Here is a 17,324-nt window from a genome sequence, read left to right on the forward strand (position 1 = left end):
CGCAGAGCCTGAAAAGATCGCAGCCTGCGGCAGCTCCTACGGGGGAATTGTGTACACCCGCAACATCGCGGGTGTACACGGTCGGCGTAGGAGCTGCCGCAGGCTGCGATCTTTTCGATCCAGCTGCTTTCCCTGATTACATCGAAGCCTGGCGAACCTGCTTCTCCAGTTCGACCTTCAAGCCTGGTTCCAGCTTGAGCTGACGCGCCAGTTCGTCCAGGTAGGATTTCTCCATGAAGTTCTCTTCATCCACCAGCATCACGCTGGCGATGTACATCTCGGCGGCCATTTCCGGGGTGCTGGCGGCGCGGGCAACGTCGGCCGGGTCCAGTGGCTTGTTGAGTTCGGCATGCAGCCAGTGCTGCAGTTCCTGATCGTTGTCCAGCTTGGTGAACTCGCCCTCGATCAACGCCCGCTCGCGCTCATCGACGTGGCCATCGGCCTTGGCGGCGGCGACCAGCGCCTTGAGGATCGCCTGGCTGTGCAGTTCAACTTGCGCTGGCGGCAGGCGATCGAGGGTTTGCGGCTCGGCCTGTGGCGCACTGGGCTGCTGTGCCTGCCAGTTGCCATAGGCCTTGTAGGCCAGGACACCCAGGGCCGCGAGACCGCCATAGGTCAGTGCCTTGCCGCCAAAGTTGCGGGTTTTTTTGTTGCCCAGCAACAAGCCCATGGCGCCAGCCGCCAGCGCGCCGCCGCCAGCCCCGGAAAGCAGGCTGCCCAGGCCGCCCGAACCGCCGCCACCCAGCAAGCTGCCCAGTGCACCCTTGTCCGAACCCGAGGTTTTGTTCCGAGTACCGCCGGCCTTGTTCTGCAACAAGTCCTGGCCGGACTTGAGTAACTGATCGAGCAATCCGCGTGTGTTCATTTTCACCTCCGAAACAGGGGTTAACCGGACCCTTTAGGCTACCAGCCTAGTGCGAAGTGCCCTGCCCCGGTTTTCAAGAGTACTTCCAGATGTTGCCTGGCCCTTGTACAGACCCGTGGTTTCTACGCCAGGCCATTGATTAAAAAGAGCTGCAGCCCACCATGACCCGCCAGGACCAGCATCGGTAGAAAAACAGCACTACGCTAATAACAAGCCGTACAAGCGTGACTTCACCATGTTCACAACTGCCCCGACCATAATTAAAGAAGAGGGAAACCCCATGTTCGTGCACAAGACCGCACTGCTCAGTGCAATGACCACCGCGCTGCTGACCAGTGCCTGCATCCAGGCCGCCGAACCGCTGAAAACCGTTGGCGCCGGCGAAGGCCAGCTGGATATCGTCGCCTGGCCGGGCTACATCGAACGTGGCGAAACTGACAAAAGCTATGACTGGGTGACTGACTTCGAGAAAGGGACCGGCTGCAAGGTCAACGTCAAAACCGCCGGCACCTCCGATGAGATGGTCAGCCTGATGGCCAAGGGCGGTTACGACCTGGTCACCGCTTCCGGTGACGCTTCCTTGCGTTTGATTGCCGGCAAGCGTGTACAGCCGATCAACACCACGCTGATCCCGAACTGGAAGAACATCGATCCTCGGCTCAAGGATGGCCCCTGGTACGTGGTCAACAAGCAGACTTACGGCACCCCCTATCAGTGGGGCCCGAACGTATTGATGTACAACACCAATGTGTTCAAGCAGGCACCAACCAGCTGGGGCGTGGTGTTCGACCCGCAGAACCTGCCGGACGGCAAGGCTAACAAGGGCCGTGTGCAGGCCTATGACGGCCCGATCTACATCGCCGATGCGGCGCTGTACCTCAAGTCGGCCAAGCCGGAACTGGGCATCCAGAACCCTTATGAACTGACCGAAACCCAATACAAGGCCGTGCTCGACCTGTTGCGTGCCCAGCAACCGTTGATCCACCGCTACTGGCATGACACCACGGTGCAAATGAGTGACTTCAAAAACGAAGGCGTAGTAGCCTCCGGCGCCTGGCCGTACCAGGTCAACGGGCTGGTGAACGAGAAACAGCCGATCGCTTCGACCATCCCCAAGGAAGGCGCCACCGGTTGGGCCGACACCACCATGCTGCACGCTGAGGCCAAGCACCCGAACTGCGCCTACAAGTGGATGGATTGGTCGCTGCAACCCAAGGTCCAGGGCGACGTAGCTGCGTGGTTCGGTTCGCTGCCAGCGGTTCCGGCGGCCTGCAAAGAGAGCGAGTTGCTCGGTGCTGAAGGTTGCAAGACCAACGGCTTTGACCAGTTCGACAAGATCGCCTTCTGGAAAACCCCGCAGGCCGAGGGCGGTAAATTCGTGCCGTATAGCCGCTGGACCCAGGACTACATCGCGATCATGGGAGGCAGGTAAGCCCTCTTGAGATCAAAAGAAAGATCAAAAGATCGCAGCCTGCGGCAGCTCCTACGCCGATCGCAGGCACCGCAAATGTGGCGTCTTCTGCAAATCCCGTAGGAGCTGCCGCAGGCTGCGATCTTTTTGATGCCACAGCCGATTCAATTGTTCAAAAGCGCGCCTTTCTGGAGCACCGCACCATGACGCTTGCAGTCCAGTTCACTAACGTTTCCCGGCAGTTTGGCGAGGTGAAAGCCGTTGACCGGGTTTCCATCGATATCCAGGACGGCGAGTTCTTTTCCATGCTTGGCCCTTCCGGCTCGGGCAAAACCACCTGCCTGCGCCTGATCGCCGGCTTCGAACAACCAAGTGCCGGCTCGATCCGCATTCACGGCAAAGAAGCCGCCGGTTTGCCACCCTATCAACGCGACGTGAACACCGTGTTCCAGGATTACGCGCTGTTTCCGCATATGAACGTGCGAGACAACGTGGCCTATGGCTTGAAGGTCAAGGGAGTCGGCAAGACCGAACGCCTGAACCGCGCCGAAGAAGCTCTGGGCATGGTCGCCCTCGGCGGTTACGGCGAGCGCAAACCGGCACAACTCTCCGGCGGTCAGCGCCAACGTGTGGCCCTGGCTCGCGCCCTGGTCAATCGCCCGCGGGTGTTGCTGCTCGACGAACCGCTGGGCGCTCTCGACCTGAAGCTGCGTGAGCAAATGCAGGGCGAGCTGAAGAAGTTGCAACGCCAGCTCGGCATCACCTTTATCTTTGTCACCCACGATCAGACCGAAGCGCTGTCGATGTCCGACCGAGTGGCGGTGTTCAACAAGGGACGCATCGAGCAAGTCGACTCCCCGCGCAACCTCTACATGAAACCGGCCACCATCTTCGTCGCCGAATTCGTCGGCACCTCCAATGTGATTCGCGGCGACCTGGCCAGGCAGTTGAGCGGCAGTGACCAGCCGTTCTCGATTCGCCCGGAACACGTGCGTTTCGCCGAAGGTCCGCTGGCCAGCCACGAAATCGAAGTCAGCGGCCTGCTCCACGACATTCAGTACCAGGGCAGCGCCACCCGTTACGAGCTGAAACTGGAAAACGGCCAAACCCTGAACATCAGCCAGGCCAACAATCAATGGCTGGACAGCAGCATCGCGCATCAGCCAGGGCAACGGATCAGCGCACGCTGGGCCCGCGAAGCCATGATCCGCCTGACCGACACCGTTGCAAGCGAGATCTGACATGAGCCTGGCCATGACCCACACCGCGCCCGGCAGCTCGCCGTTGCGACGGTTTTCCAACCTGCTGTATCGACGGCCCAATCTGTACCTGTCGATGCTGCTGGTGCCACCCCTGCTCTGGTTCGGCGCGATCTATCTCGGCTCGTTGCTGATCCTGCTCTGGCAGGGTTTTTACACCTTCGACGACTTCACCATGGCGGTCACTCCCGACCTGACCCTGGCGAACTTTGCGGCGCTGTTCCAGCCGTCGAACTTCGACATCATTCTGCGCACCCTGGGCATGGCGGTCGCGGTATCGATCGCCAGCGCCATCGTCGCCTTCCCTATCGCCTACTACATGGCGCGCTACACCAGCGGCAAAACCAAGGCGTTTTTCTACATCGCGGTGATGATGCCGATGTGGGCCAGCTACATCGTCAAGGCCTATGCCTGGACCTTGCTGCTGGCCAAGGGCGGCGTCGCCCAGTGGTTCGTTCAGCACCTCGGGCTGGAGCCGGTGTTGCAGTTCGTGCTCGGCATTCCGGGGGTCGGCGGCAGCACCTTGTCCACCTCCCATCTGGGTCGCTTCATGGTGTTCGTCTATATCTGGCTGCCGTTCATGATCCTGCCAATCCAGGCCGCCCTGGAACGCCTGCCGCCGTCGCTGCTGCAAGCCTCCGCCGACCTCGGGGCCAAGCCGCGCCAGACGTTCCTGCAAGTGACGCTGCCGCTGTCGATCCCGGGCATTGCTGCCGGGTCGATCTTCACCTTCTCGCTGACCCTCGGCGACTTCATCGTGCCGCAACTGGTCGGCCCGCCGGGCTACTTCGTCGGCAGCATGGTGTACGCCCAGCAAGGTGCCATCGGCAATATGCCGATGGCCGCGGCCTTCACCCTGGTGCCGATTGTGCTGATCGCCATTTATCTGTCCATCGTCAAACGTCTGGGGGCCTTCGATGCGCTCTGACTCAAAAAAACTTAAACCAGAAAAGCAGGGGGAAACAGCTTCCATCGGACTGCGTCTGGCCGCCTGGGGCGGGTTGCTGTTCTTGCACTTCCCGATCCTGATCATCCTCATTTACGCCTTCAACACCGAAGACGCCGCCTTCAGCTTTCCACCCAAGGGCTTCACCCTGAAGTGGTTGAGCGTGGCCTTCTCCCGGCCGGACGTGCTGGAAGCGATCAAGCTGTCACTGCAGATCGCCGCCATTGCGACGCTGATTGCCATGGTCCTCGGCACCCTGGCGTCGGCCGCGTTGTATCGGCGGGACTTCTTCGGCAAACAAGGCATCTCGCTGATGCTGATCCTGCCGATTGCCTTGCCGGGCATCATCACCGGCATCGCCCTGCTCGCGACCTTCAAGACCCTGGGCATCGAGCCAGGCATGTTCACCATCATCGTCGGCCACGCGACCTTCTGTGTAGTGATCGTCTACAACAACGTCATCGCCCGCTTGCGTCGCACCTCCCACAGCCTGATCGAGGCCTCGATGGACCTTGGCGCCGACGGCTGGCAGACCTTCCGCTACATCATCCTGCCGAACCTCGGCTCGGCGTTGCTGGCCGGCGGCATGCTGGCGTTTGCCCTGTCGTTCGACGAAATCATCGTCACCACCTTTACCGCCGGCCATGAACGCACCCTGCCGCTGTGGCTGCTCAACCAGCTCAGCCGACCGCGGGATGTGCCGGTGACCAATGTGGTCGCAATGCTGGTGATGCTAGTGACCATGTTCCCGATCCTGGGCGCCTACTACCTGACCCGTGGCGGTGAAGGTGTTGCCGGGAGTGGCGGCAAATAACCACCCCCCGAACCGCATTGAAGAGGACATCGATATGCAAACCAAACTCTTGATCAACGGCCAACTGGTCGACGGTGAAGGCGCCCGCCAGCCGGTGTTCAACCCGGCGCTGGGCCGGGTGCTGGTGGAAATCAACGAAGCCAGCGAAGCCCAGGTCGATGCCGCCGTGTGCGCCGCCGACGCCGCCTTCGAAGGCTGGTCGCAGACCCCGGCCAGAGAACGCTCGTTGCTGTTGCTCAAACTCGCCGATGCGATCCAGGCCCATGGCGCAGAGCTGGCCAAACTGGAATCGGATAACTGCGGCAAACCCTACAGCGCGGCACTCAATGATGAGATCCCGGCGATTGCCGATGTGTTCCGCTTCTTCGCTGGCGCCAGCCGCTGCATGAGCGGCGCGGCCGGCGGCGAATACCTGGCTGGCCACACCTCGATGATCCGCCGCGATCCGGTGGGCGTAGTGGCCTCCATCGCGCCGTGGAACTACCCGCTGATGATGGTCGCCTGGAAAATCGCCCCGGCCCTGGCTGCCGGTAATACCGTGGTGCTCAAGCCGTCGGAACAGACCCCGTTGACTGCGTTGCGCCTGGCCGAACTGGCATCGGAGATCTTTCCGGCCGGGGTGCTCAACCTGGTGTTCGGCCGTGGCCCAAGCGTCGGCAGTCCGCTGGTGACTCACCCGAAAGTGCGCATGGTGTCCTTGACCGGCTCGATCGCCACCGGCGCGAACATCATTTCCAGCACCGCAAACAGCGTCAAACGCATGCACATGGAGCTGGGCGGCAAGGCTCCGGTGATCATCTTCGACGATGCCGACATCGACGCGGCCGTGGAGGGCATTCGCACCTTTGGTTTCTACAACGCCGGACAGGACTGCACCGCCGCCTGCCGCATCTATGCCCAGGAAGGCATCTACGACACGTTCGTCGAGAAGCTCGGTGCGGCGGTCAGTAGCATCAAGTACGGCATGCAAGATGATCCGGCCACCGAGCTTGGCCCGCTGATCACCGCTGAGCACCGCGATCGCGTGGCCGGGTTTGTCGAACGGGCGGTGGCGCAACCGCACATTCGCCTGATCACCGGCGGTAAGGCGGTGGAAGGCGATGGGTTCTTCTACGAACCGACGGTGCTGGCCGATGCGCAACAGGACGATGAGATCGTCCGCCGCGAAGTGTTCGGGCCGGTGGTCTCGGTGACCAAATTCAGCGACGAAGCACAAGCACTGGCGTGGGCCAACGATTCGGACTACGGCCTGGCGTCGTCGGTCTGGACCGCCGACGTCGGCCGCGCCCACCGCCTCGCAGCGCGCTTGCAGTACGGCTGCACCTGGGTCAACACGCACTTCATGCTGGTCAGCGAAATGCCCCACGGTGGGCAGAAACTCTCCGGCTATGGCAAGGACATGTCCACATACGGACTGGAGGACTACACTACTGTGCGGCATGTAATGTTCAAGCATTAACCCGAAAAGATCGCAGCCTGCGGCAGCTCCTACGGGGGCTGCGTAAGGCTCGATATCCAGGGTGTGCTATTGAGAAATATTACCTAAAACGTGGCCATTTAGCAGGTGTACGAGGGGGCAAGATCCGTGCCCCCTCATCCACTACCCTCCTAAAACCGCGAAACACTCCTCATCGCATCCACCAGATAGCGCATGGCGATGCGATCACTCTCCGACAGTGCGCGGTACTGTTCGACCAGCTTCACCTCCTCCGAACTGAGTCGACGCGACTTTCGCGAGATGTTCCAACCACAAACAAGAGCAAAAAAACCGGCAATACCCTGTACTTTCGACATGGACGATGTCCCCTGCACGTCAAAGAAAACTTTAGACAGCTCATCGCCCTAACGTTTTTTTTCAGTAGCGGCGTAACGCAAACCCTCTGCTGAAACCCACCGGCCTGAAGGGCCAAAGCCGGTTATGAGTACAAGAATAGAAAGTATCTGCACGCTGAACAGGGGTTTTTAGAGTAATTAGTCAAAAAAAGCAGAAATGCCCTATAAACCAGAAAGTACTGTCGGAAAACTTCACCGACATTTCTTGTTTCATTGCAGCGCCACGCGGCGCCATCATTCATTTTGATCTGCAACCGAACGGTTTAAGCTATTTGGTATCTGTTTAGTGTCAGTTGCGTTTGGCCGAAGGCATGTCCGAACCTCAATTTCTGATCCAGCACGTGCCAGGAACGGCGCGGGATCGCCCAAGACAGGTTGTACTTATGCACCGCAGGAATCTGCTCAAAGCCTCCATGGCCATTGCCGCCTATACCGGTCTCTCAGCCAGCGGACTAATGGCCGCCCACGCCTGGGCCGGCACCGACACCGCCGATGGCGAGGCCAAGACCTTCGACTTCGAGGCTTTGAAGGCTCAAGCCAAACAACTGGCAGGCAGCCGCTACGTGGATACCAAGCAGGTATTGCCGCCGACGCTCGCCAACATGTCTCCGCTGCAATTCAACGCGATCAAGTACGATGGTAATCATTCGCTGTGGAACAAGCTGAACGGTCAACTCGACGTGCGGTTTTTCCATGTCGGTATGGGCTTCAAGCAACCGGTGCGCATGTTCAGCGTCGATCCCAAGACCCGCCAGTCGAGCGAAGTGCACTTTCACCCATCTTTGTTCAACTATCAGAAAACCACGGTCGACACTAACCAGCTCAAGGGTGACCTGGGTTTCGCCGGGTTCCAGCTGTTCAAAGCCCCGGAGCTGGACAAGCACGATGAGCTGTCCTTCCTCGGCGCCAGCTATTTCCGCGCGATGGGTCCCGACGGTCAGTACGGTTTGTCGGCCCGCGGGCTGGCGATCGACACTTACGCCAAGCGCCAGGAGGAGTTTCCCGACTTCACCAAGTTCTGGTTCGAAACGCCGGACAAGGACAGCACGCGCTTTGTGGTGTACGCCCTGCTCGACTCGCCCAGCGCCACCGGAGCCTATCGCTTTGATATCGACTGCCAGGCCAATCAGGTGGTGATGACTATTGACGCGCATATCAACGCGCGCAGCGCCATCGAGCAACTGGGCATCGCACCGATGACCAGCATGTTCAGCTGCGGCACCCACGAACGGCGCATGTGCGACACCATTCATCCAGAAATTCACGACTCCGACCGTCTGGCCATGTGGCGCGGCAACGGCGAGTGGATCTGCCGGCCGCTGAATAACCCGGCAACGCTGCAGTTCAATGCCTTTGCCGATACCGATCCAAAAGGCTTTGGCCTGGTCCAGACCGATCACGAGTTCGACAGTTATCAGGACACCGTGGACTGGTACAACCGCCGCCCGAGTCTTTGGGTCGAGCCGACCACCGCCTGGGGTGAAGGCTCTATCAACCTGCTGGAACTCTCGACCACGGGTGAAACCCTCGATAATATCGTGGCTTTCTGGACACCGAAAAAAACCATCACGGCAGGCGACTCCCTGAACTACGGCTACAAACTCTACTGGAGCCCCCTGCCACCGGTCAGCACACCGCTGGCGCGGGTCAACGCGACACGCTCGGGCATGGGCGGTTTTATCGAAGGCTGGGCGCCGGGCGAGCATTACCCCGAGGTATGGGCGCGGCGTTTTGCCGTGGACTTTACCGGCGGCGGTCTGGAGCGCCTACCCGAGGGCACGAGCATCGAGCCGATCCTCACGGCGTCGAACGGTCAGGTAAAGGACTTCAACGTGCTGCCGCTTGAAGACATCAAGGGTTACCGCGTGATCTTCGACTGGTACCCCACCGACGATAGCGTGGCTCCCGTGGAGTTGCGGCTGTTCATCCGTACCCATGACCGGACGTTGAGCGAGACCTGGCTGTATCAGTACTTCCCGCCGGCGCCGGACAAGCGCAAGTACCCTTGATTTGATCCATCTCCTTCATCGAGGGGGCATCGAAAAGATCGCAGCCTGCGGCAGCTCCTACGGGATTTGCACATGGCTGCGATATTGCGGATGTACGTAGGAGCTGCCGCAGGCTGCGATCTGTTGATCTTAGTCGCGCAAATCCGATTCATGGATCGGCTGATCACGGTGCGTTGCCCGCTGGTACTGTGCAGGCCAGATGGATTTGTGCCCGCCCAGGTCATCATCGGCATGCAGCGGCCAGTACGGATCGCGCAGCAGCTCGCGAGCCAGCAGGATAATGTCCGCCTGACAGGTGCGCAGGATGTGTTCAGCCTGCGCCGGCTCGGTAATCAACCCGACGGTACCCGTGGCAATTCCCGCCTCCTTGCGCACGCGCTCGGCAAAGCGCGTCTGGTAACCCGGCCCGGTGGGAATCTCGGCATTCGCCGCGGTACCGCCCGAGGACACATCGATCAGGTCGACCCCCAAAGCGTGCAGGCGACGCGCCAGCTCGACGGTTTCATCCGGGTTCCAGCCATCTTCGACCCAATCGGTCGCCGATACCCGCACGAACAGCGGCAACTCTTCAGGCCAGACCGCCCGCACCGCTTCGGTCACCTGCAGCACCAGGCGAATGCGGTTCTCGAAAGACCCCCCATATTGATCGCGACGCTGATTGCTCAACGGCGACAGAAACTGATGCAGCAGGTAACCGTGGGCGGCATGGACCTCGACCACTTTGAAACCGGCAACCAACGCGCGTTTGGCGGCATCGACAAACGCTTGAATGACCCCGGCGATCTGCCCTTCATCCAGCTGTTTCGGCGCAGTATGTTCGGGGTCGTAGGCAATCGGCGACGGGCCGACCGGGGTCCAGCCACCGTCGGCCGGCTTGACGCTGCCGTGTTTGCCCAGCCACGGCCGATGGGTGCTGGCCTTGCGTCCGGCGTGGGCCAGCTGGATACCGGCTACGGCGCCTTGGGCGGTGATAAAGCGAGTGATGCGTTGCAGCGGTTCGATCTGTTCATCGTTCCACAGGCCGAGATCCTGAGCGGTGATCCGCCCCTCGGCGGTAACCGCCGTGGCCTCGGTAAAGACCAGCCCGGCACCGCCTACGGCGCGACTGCCGAGGTGAACAAGATGCCAGTCATTGGCCAGCCCATCGGCGCTGGAGTATTGGCACATCGGCGAGACCGCGATGCGGTTGAGCAGCGTCAATTGACGAATGGTGTAGGGTTCAAGCAGCAGACTCATGGGGCACCTCTCTATTTATGGTCAGGCTCCAGGGTTCTGTTTGAATAGTCGACGAGTGACTGGAAGGATGCAGCACCCGCCCCCGCGGGCAAAAAATTGACAAGATGTCACAAGGCCAATCAAGCAGTGCTTAGAGCCTAGTCGACAACGGGGGATGAGGGGGGGGTTCAGAACACTAAAGACCCCGATTTGAAAGGATGCACACCTCTGTGGCGAGGGGGCTTGCCCCCGCTGGAGCGCGCAGCGGTCCTGAAATCAGACAATGAGTTCCCTCAGTTAGAACTCGTGTGCCGGTTTTACGACTGCTGCGCAGCCGAGCGGGGGCAAGCCCCCTCGCCACAGAGTCCGTGTTCGACTTCCTGTTTCCAAACCCGCTCGCCACAACAGCTGCGCGAACTACCGCGGTTCGATATGGGCAATCATCAATTGCACGGTTTCCTGGCCGCGGAACTCGTTGAGATCGAGTTTGTAAGCCAGCTCGACCCAGCGAATGGTCGGGTTCGGCCAGATGTCGCGATCGATGCCGAACGCGATACCGTCGAGTTTCAGCGAACCGCATTCACTTTTGAGCACCACTTTCAAGTGTCGCTCGCCGACGATGCGCTGCTCGACCAGCTGAAACACTCCATGAAACAGCGGTTCGGGGAAGTGCTGCCCCCAGGGACCCGCGTGGCGCAAGGCCCGGGCCAGTTCCAGGTGGAACTCTTCGACCGCCAGCGTACCGTCCGAGAGCAGCCGCCCGGTCAGGTCTTCCTCACGCAGTTGGCGACGGACTTCAGCGTCGAAGGCCTCGGCAAACGCCGGAAAATTCTGCTCCGGCAACGACAGTCCGGCCGCCATGGCGTGGCCACCAAACTTGCTGATCAATTCCGGATGTTTCGCCGCCACCGCATCCAGTGCGTCGCGGATATGGAAACCCGGCACCGAACGCGCCGAGCCTTTGAGCATGCCTTCACCCGCATCGGCAAACGCAATGGTCGGGCGGTGGTAGCGCTCTTTCATACGCGAAGCGAGGATCCCGATGACCCCCTGGTGCCAATCGGCTTCGAACAGGCACAGGCCGAACGGCATCGATTCCAGCGGTAAGTCCTTGAGCTGGGCCAGGGCTTCGCGCTGCATGCCTTGTTCGATGGATTTGCGGTGCTGGTTCAGTTCATCGAGCTGGGTCGCCATTTCCCGCGCTGAGGCCATATCTTCGCTGAGCAGGCATTCGATGCCCAGGCTCATGTCATCCAGGCGCCCTGCTGCGTTCAGACGCGGGCCAATGATAAAGCCCAGGTCGGTGGAGGTGATTCGCGAGTGATCGCGCTTGGCGACTTCCAGGATCGCTTTGAGACCTGGCCGTGCACGTCACGCGCGAATCCGCTCAAGCCCCTGGTGCACCAGAATCCGGTTGTTGGCATCCAGTGGTACCACGTCGGCGACACTGCCCAGCGCCACCAGATCCAGCAGCTCACCGATGTTCGGCTGCGGCTTGCTGTCGTACCGGCCCAGGCTGCGCAGACGCGCGCGCAACGCCATCAGTACGTAAAAGATCACTCCGACCCCGGCCAGGGCCTTGCTCGGAAACTCGCAACCCGGTTGATTCGGGTTGACGATGGCGTCCGCCGCCGGCAACTCGTGACCCGGCACGTGGTGGTCGGTGACCAGTACGGTCAGCCCCGCCGCTTTCGCCGCTGCCACACCTTCGACGCTGGAGATGCCGTTGTCGACGGTGATCAGCAGCTGCGGTTTGCGCTGCAGGGCGACCGCGACAATTTCCGGGGTCAGGCCGTAACCGTATTCGAAACGATTGGGCACCAGATAGTCGACGTGAGCGGCACCCAGCAGGCGTAGACCGAGCAGGCCGACCGTACTGGCGGTCGCGCCATCGGCGTCGAAGTCACCGACGATCAGGATGCGTTGACGCTGTTCCAGCGCCAGCACCAGCAAATCCACGGCCGCGTCGATACCCTTGAGTTGCTGATACGGGATCAGGCGCGCCAGGCTCTTGTCCAGTTCAGCCTCCGACTGCACGCCACGGGCCGCGTAGAGACGGGTCAACAACGGTGGCAGGTCACCGAGAAACGGCAGGACAGCGGGCAACAGGCGGGGTTCGATACGCATGGGACGAGGGATTCTACTCTTCAGGAGATGGGATCAAACACAGGTGATGCAGACGAAAGGCGAAGAATCAGCCGCGCTCGCCGGTCAGCCACTGCAGCTGGACTTCGTGCTGACCGCGATCGTCGGTGACGAAAATCGTGCCTTCGCTGATCATCACGTCCCACTTGATGACCCGCGGCATGTCTTTGGCCAGCACTTCCAGAATCTCTTGCGGCACCGCGGCGATGTTGACGTTTTTCAGGTTTTTCACCGCCGGGATCACTTTGGTTTCCCAGACCCGCAGGCTGCCATAGGCCAGCAAACTGGTGCGTTCGGTACGACGCGAGCACCAGGTCAGGCGATCGGCGTCCGGCTGGCCGACTTCGATCCAGTGCAGGACACGGTCATCCAGGCTTTTTTCCCACAGGGCGGGTTCGTCTACTTCTGACAGACCGCGACCAAAGGACAGCTGCTCGTTGTACCAAAAGGCGTAGGCCAACAGGCGCACGGTCATCCGTTCTTCGGTTTCCGAAGGATGGCGGGCGATGGTCTGCTTGACGCTTTGGTATACCCCACGATCGAGGTCAGTAAGGTTCAGTTCAAACTTGTAGGTCGTGGACGGCTGGGCCATGAACGGGCTTCTTGATACGAGGAAAGGCGGCAAGTCTAACCGATGCGCAGGCCAATCAACGAATCCCGACACTCATCAACCTTTAGCCGGACCGCCGGGCTATGTTAAAACCCTCTCTCCGTTCAGCCGTTTGTCTTACAGGATTTCCCATGCCGCTCACCGCCAAACCGCTTGCCGGGGTTAAAGTCATCGAACTCGGCACCTTGATCGCCGGGCCATTCGCATCGCGCATCTGCGGCGAATTCGGCGCCGAGGTGATCAAGGTCGAATCCCCGGACGGCGGCGATCCGTTGCGCAAATGGCGCAAGCTCTATGAAGGGACTTCGCTGTGGTGGTTCGTCCAGGCGCGCAACAAGAAATCCCTGACCTTGAACCTGAAACACCCGGACGGGCTGGCGATTCTCAAACAGCTGCTCAGTGAAGCCGACATCCTCATCGAAAACTTCCGCCCCGGCGTGCTGGAAAAGCTCGGCCTCGGCTGGGAGGTTTTACATGCGCTGAACCCGAAACTGGTGATGGTGCGCCTCTCCGGTTTCGGTCAGACCGGGCCGATGAAGGATCAACCGGGTTTTGGCGCGGTCGGCGAATCCATGGGCGGCTTGCGCTACATCACCGGCTTCGAGGACCGGCCACCGGTACGCACTGGCATTTCCATCGGTGACTCGATTGCCGCGCTCTGGGGCGTGATTGGCGCGCTGATGGCGCTGCGTCACCGAGAGGTCAATGGCGGTCAGGGGCAGGTGGTGGACGTCGCGCTGTATGAAGCGATCTTCGCCATGATGGAAAGCATGGTTCCGGAGTTCGACGTCTTCGGCTTTATCCGTGAGCGCACCGGTAACATCATGCCCGGGATCACACCCTCCTCCATCCACACCAGCGCCGACGGCAAGCACGTGCAGATCGGCGCCAATGGCGACGCCATCTTCAAGCGCTTCATGCAGGCGATCGGTCGCACGGATCTGGCTGAAGATCCGACCCTGGGCAGCAATGATGGGCGCGACGGCCGGCGCGATGAACTATACGGGGTGATCGATCGCTGGGTCAGTTCATTGCCACTGGACGCGGTGATCGAGCAATTGAACCTGGCCGAAGTACCCGCCAGCCGGATCTTCAGCGCTGAAGACATGCTCAGCGATCCGCAATTTCTCGCCCGTGAAATGTTCCTGCAGGCCAAACTGCCCGATGGCAAAGCCTTCAAGATGCCGGGTATCGTACCGAAACTCTCGGATACCCCGGGCACATCCGAGTGGGTCGGGCCACAGCTCGGCGAACATAACGCGCAGGTGCTCAACGAGCTTGGCTACGACGCCGAGCAAATCGCCCGCCTGCGTGTAGTCGGGGCTATCTAAGCTGAGGTGCTTGTCTTTGATTCGCTTGTTGAACATTTTTCCGTTGCTGGCGTGCCTGCTGGCAGTGCCAGGGGCCGCTCAGGCCAAGGAGACGCTGACTTGGTTGTTGCGCGACTTGCCGCCCTTGACGATTTTCGAGGGACCGCAAAAAGGCCGGGGGGCGATCGATCAATTGATTCCGCTCCTGATCGCCAGCCTGCCGGAGTACGAGCACCAGATTGTGCGGGTCAACCGAGCGCGCGGCATGCAAATGCTCCGTGCCCCCTCATTCACCTGCGATCCTTCGCTGATCTGGAATAAGGAGCGTGCGCAGCGGATCGTGTATTCGATAACGAGCCTCAGGATCATCAGCAACGGCCTGGCGGTGCGCCTTCAAGACCGCGCGACCCTGGCGCCGTTCATTAGCGACGGTAAAGTCGACCTGGCCTCACTGCTGACCGCTGGCGGCAAGAAACTCGGGGTGATTGCCGAGCGCAGCTATGGTCAACCGGTGGACGACCTGCTGCAACGGGCAGCGGCCGAAGCATTGACGACGCACTATGGCAATGACGCTCTGGGTAGCCTGTTGCAAATGCAGCGTCTGGGCCGTCTGACCGCGTTACTGGGCTATTGGCCGGAAATCCGTTACCAGGCGCAACAGCAAGGCATATCACCCGCTGAGCTGGCGTTCTACCCAATCAAAGGCACGGAAAAATACCAGTCGATCCATGTCGGTTGCTCGGATACCGCACCAGGGCATCAAGCCATCACCCGCATCAACAGGGCCTTGGGTAATTTGCGTCAAGACACACTGAGCGGATTCTATGCTGCGTGGCTTGATCCACAGATGCGTCGCGATTATCTGGAAGACACCAAGGCATTTTTCCAGGGCTCATCGGAGCAATGACAAACGCCAGACAAAAAGAAACCCCGAGAAGTGGGGAGACGACTCGGGGTTAAACGTGGCCAATTAAGACCAGTACAACAAGCTACAAGCACCGGAGCACAATGCTTGATCCTGTTGTATAAAATCTGACTGCCCCGACGGCATTAAGGTTCCCCAAATACAAAAAATCAATTGTTCCTGGCGAGCGCCTTGCCCTGTGCTGCATTGCGCAACGCGGCAATAACACAGGGTTCGAGGCGCCCTTCGGCGATCAACACGTCACGATGCAGGCCGTCGACGACATCTGTCAGCGAACGCTGGTCGGTCAACTGGGCCTGATTGAACTCCCGCTCGACCACAATGGCCCCGGCGGCATTCTTCAAGGTCACCAGGCATTCGCCATGGGCACCCGACGGGGTCAGGGCTACGTGATAGGGACTCAACGCCTCCCCCAGTAACAGGCTGATACTTTCCATCTCGATCACCACTCAATAGTCCGAAAACAAAGTGCCTAAGGGCGTGTGTCCACAGTAAATGACCACTGGCCCGTGAAGAAAGTTCGTCAGGTCGACCGAAAGCGCGCCCCATCAATGTGAATGGGTAGAGCATGCCGGTGAAAGATGACAAAAAGAAAACTGCTGTCCCGCGTCAATCGGCGTCAGACTCTTTGCGCTCATTGAAATCGATCCAGCCACCCAGCAATCCCCGCAACTGCCCCTCGGCACTGTAGAACGGGACCGTCCACTGATAGACATTCATCACACCGGTCTTGAGCCTCAACTGTCGATTGACGAACCTGGTTTTTTGCGTTTTCAACTGCTCCATGAGCTCCCCATGCAGCTGCTCGGCGGTCTCCCTGGGAAAGACATCGACCTCTGTCAAACGGCGCCCCTGAATCTGATCCTGGCGAACCGACAACCTCTCTTCATAGCTTTTGTTGCACATGACCAGGCGCGCTTGCAGATCGCGGACAAAAACCGGATCGGGAAAGGCATTGAGCAGCACTTGTTCAAAAGCCAGTTGATCCTTGAGTTGTCTTTCGACCTTTAGACGCTGTTGCACCTGAAGCTTGAGCCGACGATTCCAGACCAGGGAAATCAATCCAGACACCATGGCGATAACCGCGCCCCAACACACCCAGCGCGAAACGCGTTGCCACAAAGAGGCCGGAGCTGCAGGCGTGATGCTGCCCACCCACTTCTGGCGAATAGCCTGCAACTCGGCGGCGGTGAACGCATCAAGAGCCTTGTTGAGGATACTCAACAACTGTGGCTGGCTTTTACGTATAGCCAAATGATCGGACGCCCATTTGCCTTCGACACGGCTTCCCACCTTGAGTTGTCCTCGCGGATATAACTGCGCGCCCGTCTCGTTCTCGATAGTCACATCCGCCTCGCCACTTTCGACCAGGGCCCGGGCTTCGGCATAGGTCTTGACCAAGCGCAGACGAATATCCGGATAGTCAGCTTTGATGCCGGCCTCCAAAGCATGTCGTTCCGGTAGCGCCAGAACCCTCCCCGCAAGCTGTTCCAGGGAAATCCATGGGGAATCGTCTGCCCGGATCACGAAGACCCAGCCCGATCCTCCAAAGGCATGGCTGAAACTTAGAAACGCTTTGCGCTCGTCATTGACCGCAAGGGTGGTGCTCATGTCCGCCTTGCCGCTTTCCAGCAGCTCAAGCATCTGAGCGTTGGAAAAGGTTTCCTCATGGATGAACTGCAAACCCGTCAGCGATGAAATGCGCTTGAGGATATCGCTGTTCCATCCGGCCCACTGCCCGCGCTTGTCCTTGAACAGATACAGCGGATATTGCAATGAGGCCACTATGACTTGAGGGTGTTCACGGATCCATTCCAGCTCTGCTGCATCAAGCCTTGGCCTTTTGTCGGCGATAGAGGTTTCGGGGGCAAACGATCCGCCGTGAACCGCCAGGGCTGGATGGCCGAAAGCCATCGCTGCGAAAAACAACCACCGGCACAGGCCTGGTTTGAACCTGATAAAAAACTGCATTACCACTCCCT

The 17,324-nt window shown here is 59.9% G+C and carries 14 protein-coding genes and 1 pseudogene; 8 read left to right on the top strand and 7 right to left on the bottom strand.

The genetic code is table 11. The annotated features are described in order from the left end of the window. Positions 1-136: 136 nt before the first annotated feature. Complete coding sequence (locus tag F8N21_RS07275) at positions 137-865, bottom strand: tellurite resistance TerB family protein (RefSeq protein ID WP_150641478.1); 729 nt, start codon at positions 863-865, stop codon at positions 137-139. 280 nt (positions 866-1,145) lie between these two features. Between F8N21_RS07275 and ydcS the strand changes: the two genes are divergently transcribed. From ydcS to F8N21_RS07300, 5 genes are all read left to right on the top strand, one after another. Next, on the top strand, positions 1,146-2,297 hold the full coding sequence (ydcS, locus tag F8N21_RS07280) for a putative ABC transporter substrate-binding protein YdcS (RefSeq protein ID WP_150641479.1): 1,152 nt from the start codon (positions 1,146-1,148) through the stop codon (positions 2,295-2,297). 182 nt (positions 2,298-2,479) lie between these two features. Next, the gene (locus F8N21_RS07285; RefSeq protein ID WP_150641480.1) at positions 2,480-3,517 is read left to right on the top strand and encodes an ABC transporter ATP-binding protein; all 1,038 of its coding nucleotides are present in this window, start codon (positions 2,480-2,482) and stop codon (positions 3,515-3,517) included. 1 nt (position 3,518) lies between these two features. After that, the gene (locus F8N21_RS07290; protein WP_191624233.1) at positions 3,519-4,463 is read left to right on the top strand and encodes an ABC transporter permease; all 945 of its coding nucleotides are present in this window, start codon (positions 3,519-3,521) and stop codon (positions 4,461-4,463) included. Continuing rightward, positions 4,453-5,295 carry an ABC transporter permease gene (locus tag F8N21_RS07295; RefSeq protein ID WP_150641481.1) on the top strand — a complete coding sequence of 281 codons (843 nt, stop codon included), beginning with the start codon at positions 4,453-4,455 and terminating at the stop codon, positions 5,293-5,295. The genes F8N21_RS07290 and F8N21_RS07295 overlap by 11 nt, the downstream gene beginning before the upstream one ends. A 34-nt stretch (positions 5,296-5,329) precedes the next feature. After that, positions 5,330-6,754: a gamma-aminobutyraldehyde dehydrogenase gene (locus F8N21_RS07300; RefSeq protein WP_150641482.1), complete on the top strand. Its 1,425-nt coding sequence runs from the start codon at positions 5,330-5,332 to the stop codon at positions 6,752-6,754. Between the two features lie 149 nt (positions 6,755-6,903). On the opposite strand, the gene F8N21_RS07305 is transcribed toward F8N21_RS07300, so the two are convergent. Then, positions 6,904-7,089 (bottom strand): hypothetical protein, encoded by a 186-nt coding sequence (locus F8N21_RS07305; RefSeq protein WP_150641483.1) that lies wholly within the window; start codon positions 7,087-7,089, stop codon positions 6,904-6,906. Between the two features lie 422 nt (positions 7,090-7,511). On the opposite strand from F8N21_RS07305, the gene F8N21_RS07310 reads away from it, so the two are divergent. Beyond that, entirely contained in the window at positions 7,512-9,137 is a 1,626-nt protein-coding gene (locus F8N21_RS07310) for a glucan biosynthesis protein D (RefSeq protein ID WP_150641484.1), read from the top strand. A 129-nt stretch (positions 9,138-9,266) separates the two neighbouring features. On the opposite strand, the gene F8N21_RS07315 is transcribed toward F8N21_RS07310, so the two are convergent. The 3 genes and pseudogenes from F8N21_RS07315 to F8N21_RS07325 all read right to left on the bottom strand — a co-directional run bounded on the left by F8N21_RS07315 (position 9,267) and on the right by F8N21_RS07325 (position 13,089). Continuing rightward, positions 9,267-10,373 (bottom strand): NADH:flavin oxidoreductase/NADH oxidase, encoded by a 1,107-nt coding sequence (locus F8N21_RS07315; protein WP_150641485.1) that lies wholly within the window; start codon positions 10,371-10,373, stop codon positions 9,267-9,269. Between the two features lie 396 nt (positions 10,374-10,769). Next, positions 10,770-12,479: pseudogene (gene recJ / locus F8N21_RS07320) on the bottom strand (single-stranded-DNA-specific exonuclease RecJ). 67 nt (positions 12,480-12,546) lie between these two features. Next, a complete protein-coding gene (locus F8N21_RS07325) occupies positions 12,547-13,089 on the bottom strand; it encodes a YaeQ family protein (RefSeq protein WP_150641486.1) in 543 nt (180 codons plus the stop codon). Positions 13,090-13,238: 149 nt separating this feature from the next. On the opposite strand from F8N21_RS07325, the gene F8N21_RS07330 reads away from it, so the two are divergent. Both F8N21_RS07330 and F8N21_RS07335 read left to right on the top strand, forming a co-directional pair. Next, positions 13,239-14,438, top strand: a complete 1,200-nt coding sequence (locus tag F8N21_RS07330; protein ID WP_150641487.1) for a CaiB/BaiF CoA transferase family protein — start codon at positions 13,239-13,241, stop codon at positions 14,436-14,438. 16 nt (positions 14,439-14,454) lie between these two features. Further along, positions 14,455-15,324, top strand: a complete 870-nt coding sequence (locus tag F8N21_RS07335; RefSeq protein ID WP_224788180.1) for a TIGR02285 family protein — start codon at positions 14,455-14,457, stop codon at positions 15,322-15,324. Between the two features lie 167 nt (positions 15,325-15,491). Here the strand turns inward: F8N21_RS07335 and F8N21_RS07340 are convergent, their stop codons facing one another. Continuing rightward, complete coding sequence (locus tag F8N21_RS07340; protein ID WP_150641488.1) at positions 15,492-15,779, bottom strand: DUF3509 domain-containing protein; 288 nt, start codon at positions 15,777-15,779, stop codon at positions 15,492-15,494. 172 nt (positions 15,780-15,951) lie between these two features. Next, the gene (locus tag F8N21_RS07345; protein WP_150641489.1) at positions 15,952-17,313 is read right to left on the bottom strand and encodes a transporter substrate-binding domain-containing protein; all 1,362 of its coding nucleotides are present in this window, start codon (positions 17,311-17,313) and stop codon (positions 15,952-15,954) included. Between the last annotated feature and the right edge of the window lie 11 nt (positions 17,314-17,324).

This window comes from Pseudomonas fluorescens, assembly GCF_902497895.1.
In the GTDB taxonomy this organism is placed as follows: domain Bacteria; phylum Pseudomonadota; class Gammaproteobacteria; order Pseudomonadales; family Pseudomonadaceae; genus Aquipseudomonas; species Aquipseudomonas fluorescens_BP.

What these genes read in the sequence shown, in the direction of transcription:
- F8N21_RS07300 (WP_150641482.1), top strand. Translation starts at nt 5,330, where the DNA reads ATGCAAACCAAACTCTTGATCAACGGCCAACTGGTCGACGGTGAAGGC.
- F8N21_RS07345 (WP_150641489.1), bottom strand. Translation starts at nt 17,313, where the DNA reads ATGCAGTTTTTTATCAGGTTCAAACCAGGCCTGTGCCGGTGGTTGTTT.
- F8N21_RS07295 (WP_150641481.1), top strand. Translation starts at nt 4,453, where the DNA reads ATGCGCTCTGACTCAAAAAAACTTAAACCAGAAAAGCAGGGGGAAACA.
- F8N21_RS07325 (WP_150641486.1), bottom strand. Translation starts at nt 13,089, where the DNA reads ATGGCCCAGCCGTCCACGACCTACAAGTTTGAACTGAACCTTACTGAC.
- F8N21_RS07275 (WP_150641478.1), bottom strand. Translation starts at nt 865, where the DNA reads ATGAACACACGCGGATTGCTCGATCAGTTACTCAAGTCCGGCCAGGAC.
- ydcS (WP_150641479.1), top strand. Translation starts at nt 1,146, where the DNA reads ATGTTCGTGCACAAGACCGCACTGCTCAGTGCAATGACCACCGCGCTG.
- F8N21_RS07290 (WP_191624233.1), top strand. Translation starts at nt 3,519, where the DNA reads ATGAGCCTGGCCATGACCCACACCGCGCCCGGCAGCTCGCCGTTGCGA.
- F8N21_RS07310 (WP_150641484.1), top strand. Translation starts at nt 7,512, where the DNA reads ATGCACCGCAGGAATCTGCTCAAAGCCTCCATGGCCATTGCCGCCTAT.
- F8N21_RS07315 (WP_150641485.1), bottom strand. Translation starts at nt 10,373, where the DNA reads ATGAGTCTGCTGCTTGAACCCTACACCATTCGTCAATTGACGCTGCTC.
- F8N21_RS07330 (WP_150641487.1), top strand. Translation starts at nt 13,239, where the DNA reads ATGCCGCTCACCGCCAAACCGCTTGCCGGGGTTAAAGTCATCGAACTC.
- F8N21_RS07285 (WP_150641480.1), top strand. Translation starts at nt 2,480, where the DNA reads ATGACGCTTGCAGTCCAGTTCACTAACGTTTCCCGGCAGTTTGGCGAG.
- F8N21_RS07305 (WP_150641483.1), bottom strand. Translation starts at nt 7,089, where the DNA reads ATGTCGAAAGTACAGGGTATTGCCGGTTTTTTTGCTCTTGTTTGTGGT.
- F8N21_RS07340 (WP_150641488.1), bottom strand. Translation starts at nt 15,779, where the DNA reads ATGGAAAGTATCAGCCTGTTACTGGGGGAGGCGTTGAGTCCCTATCAC.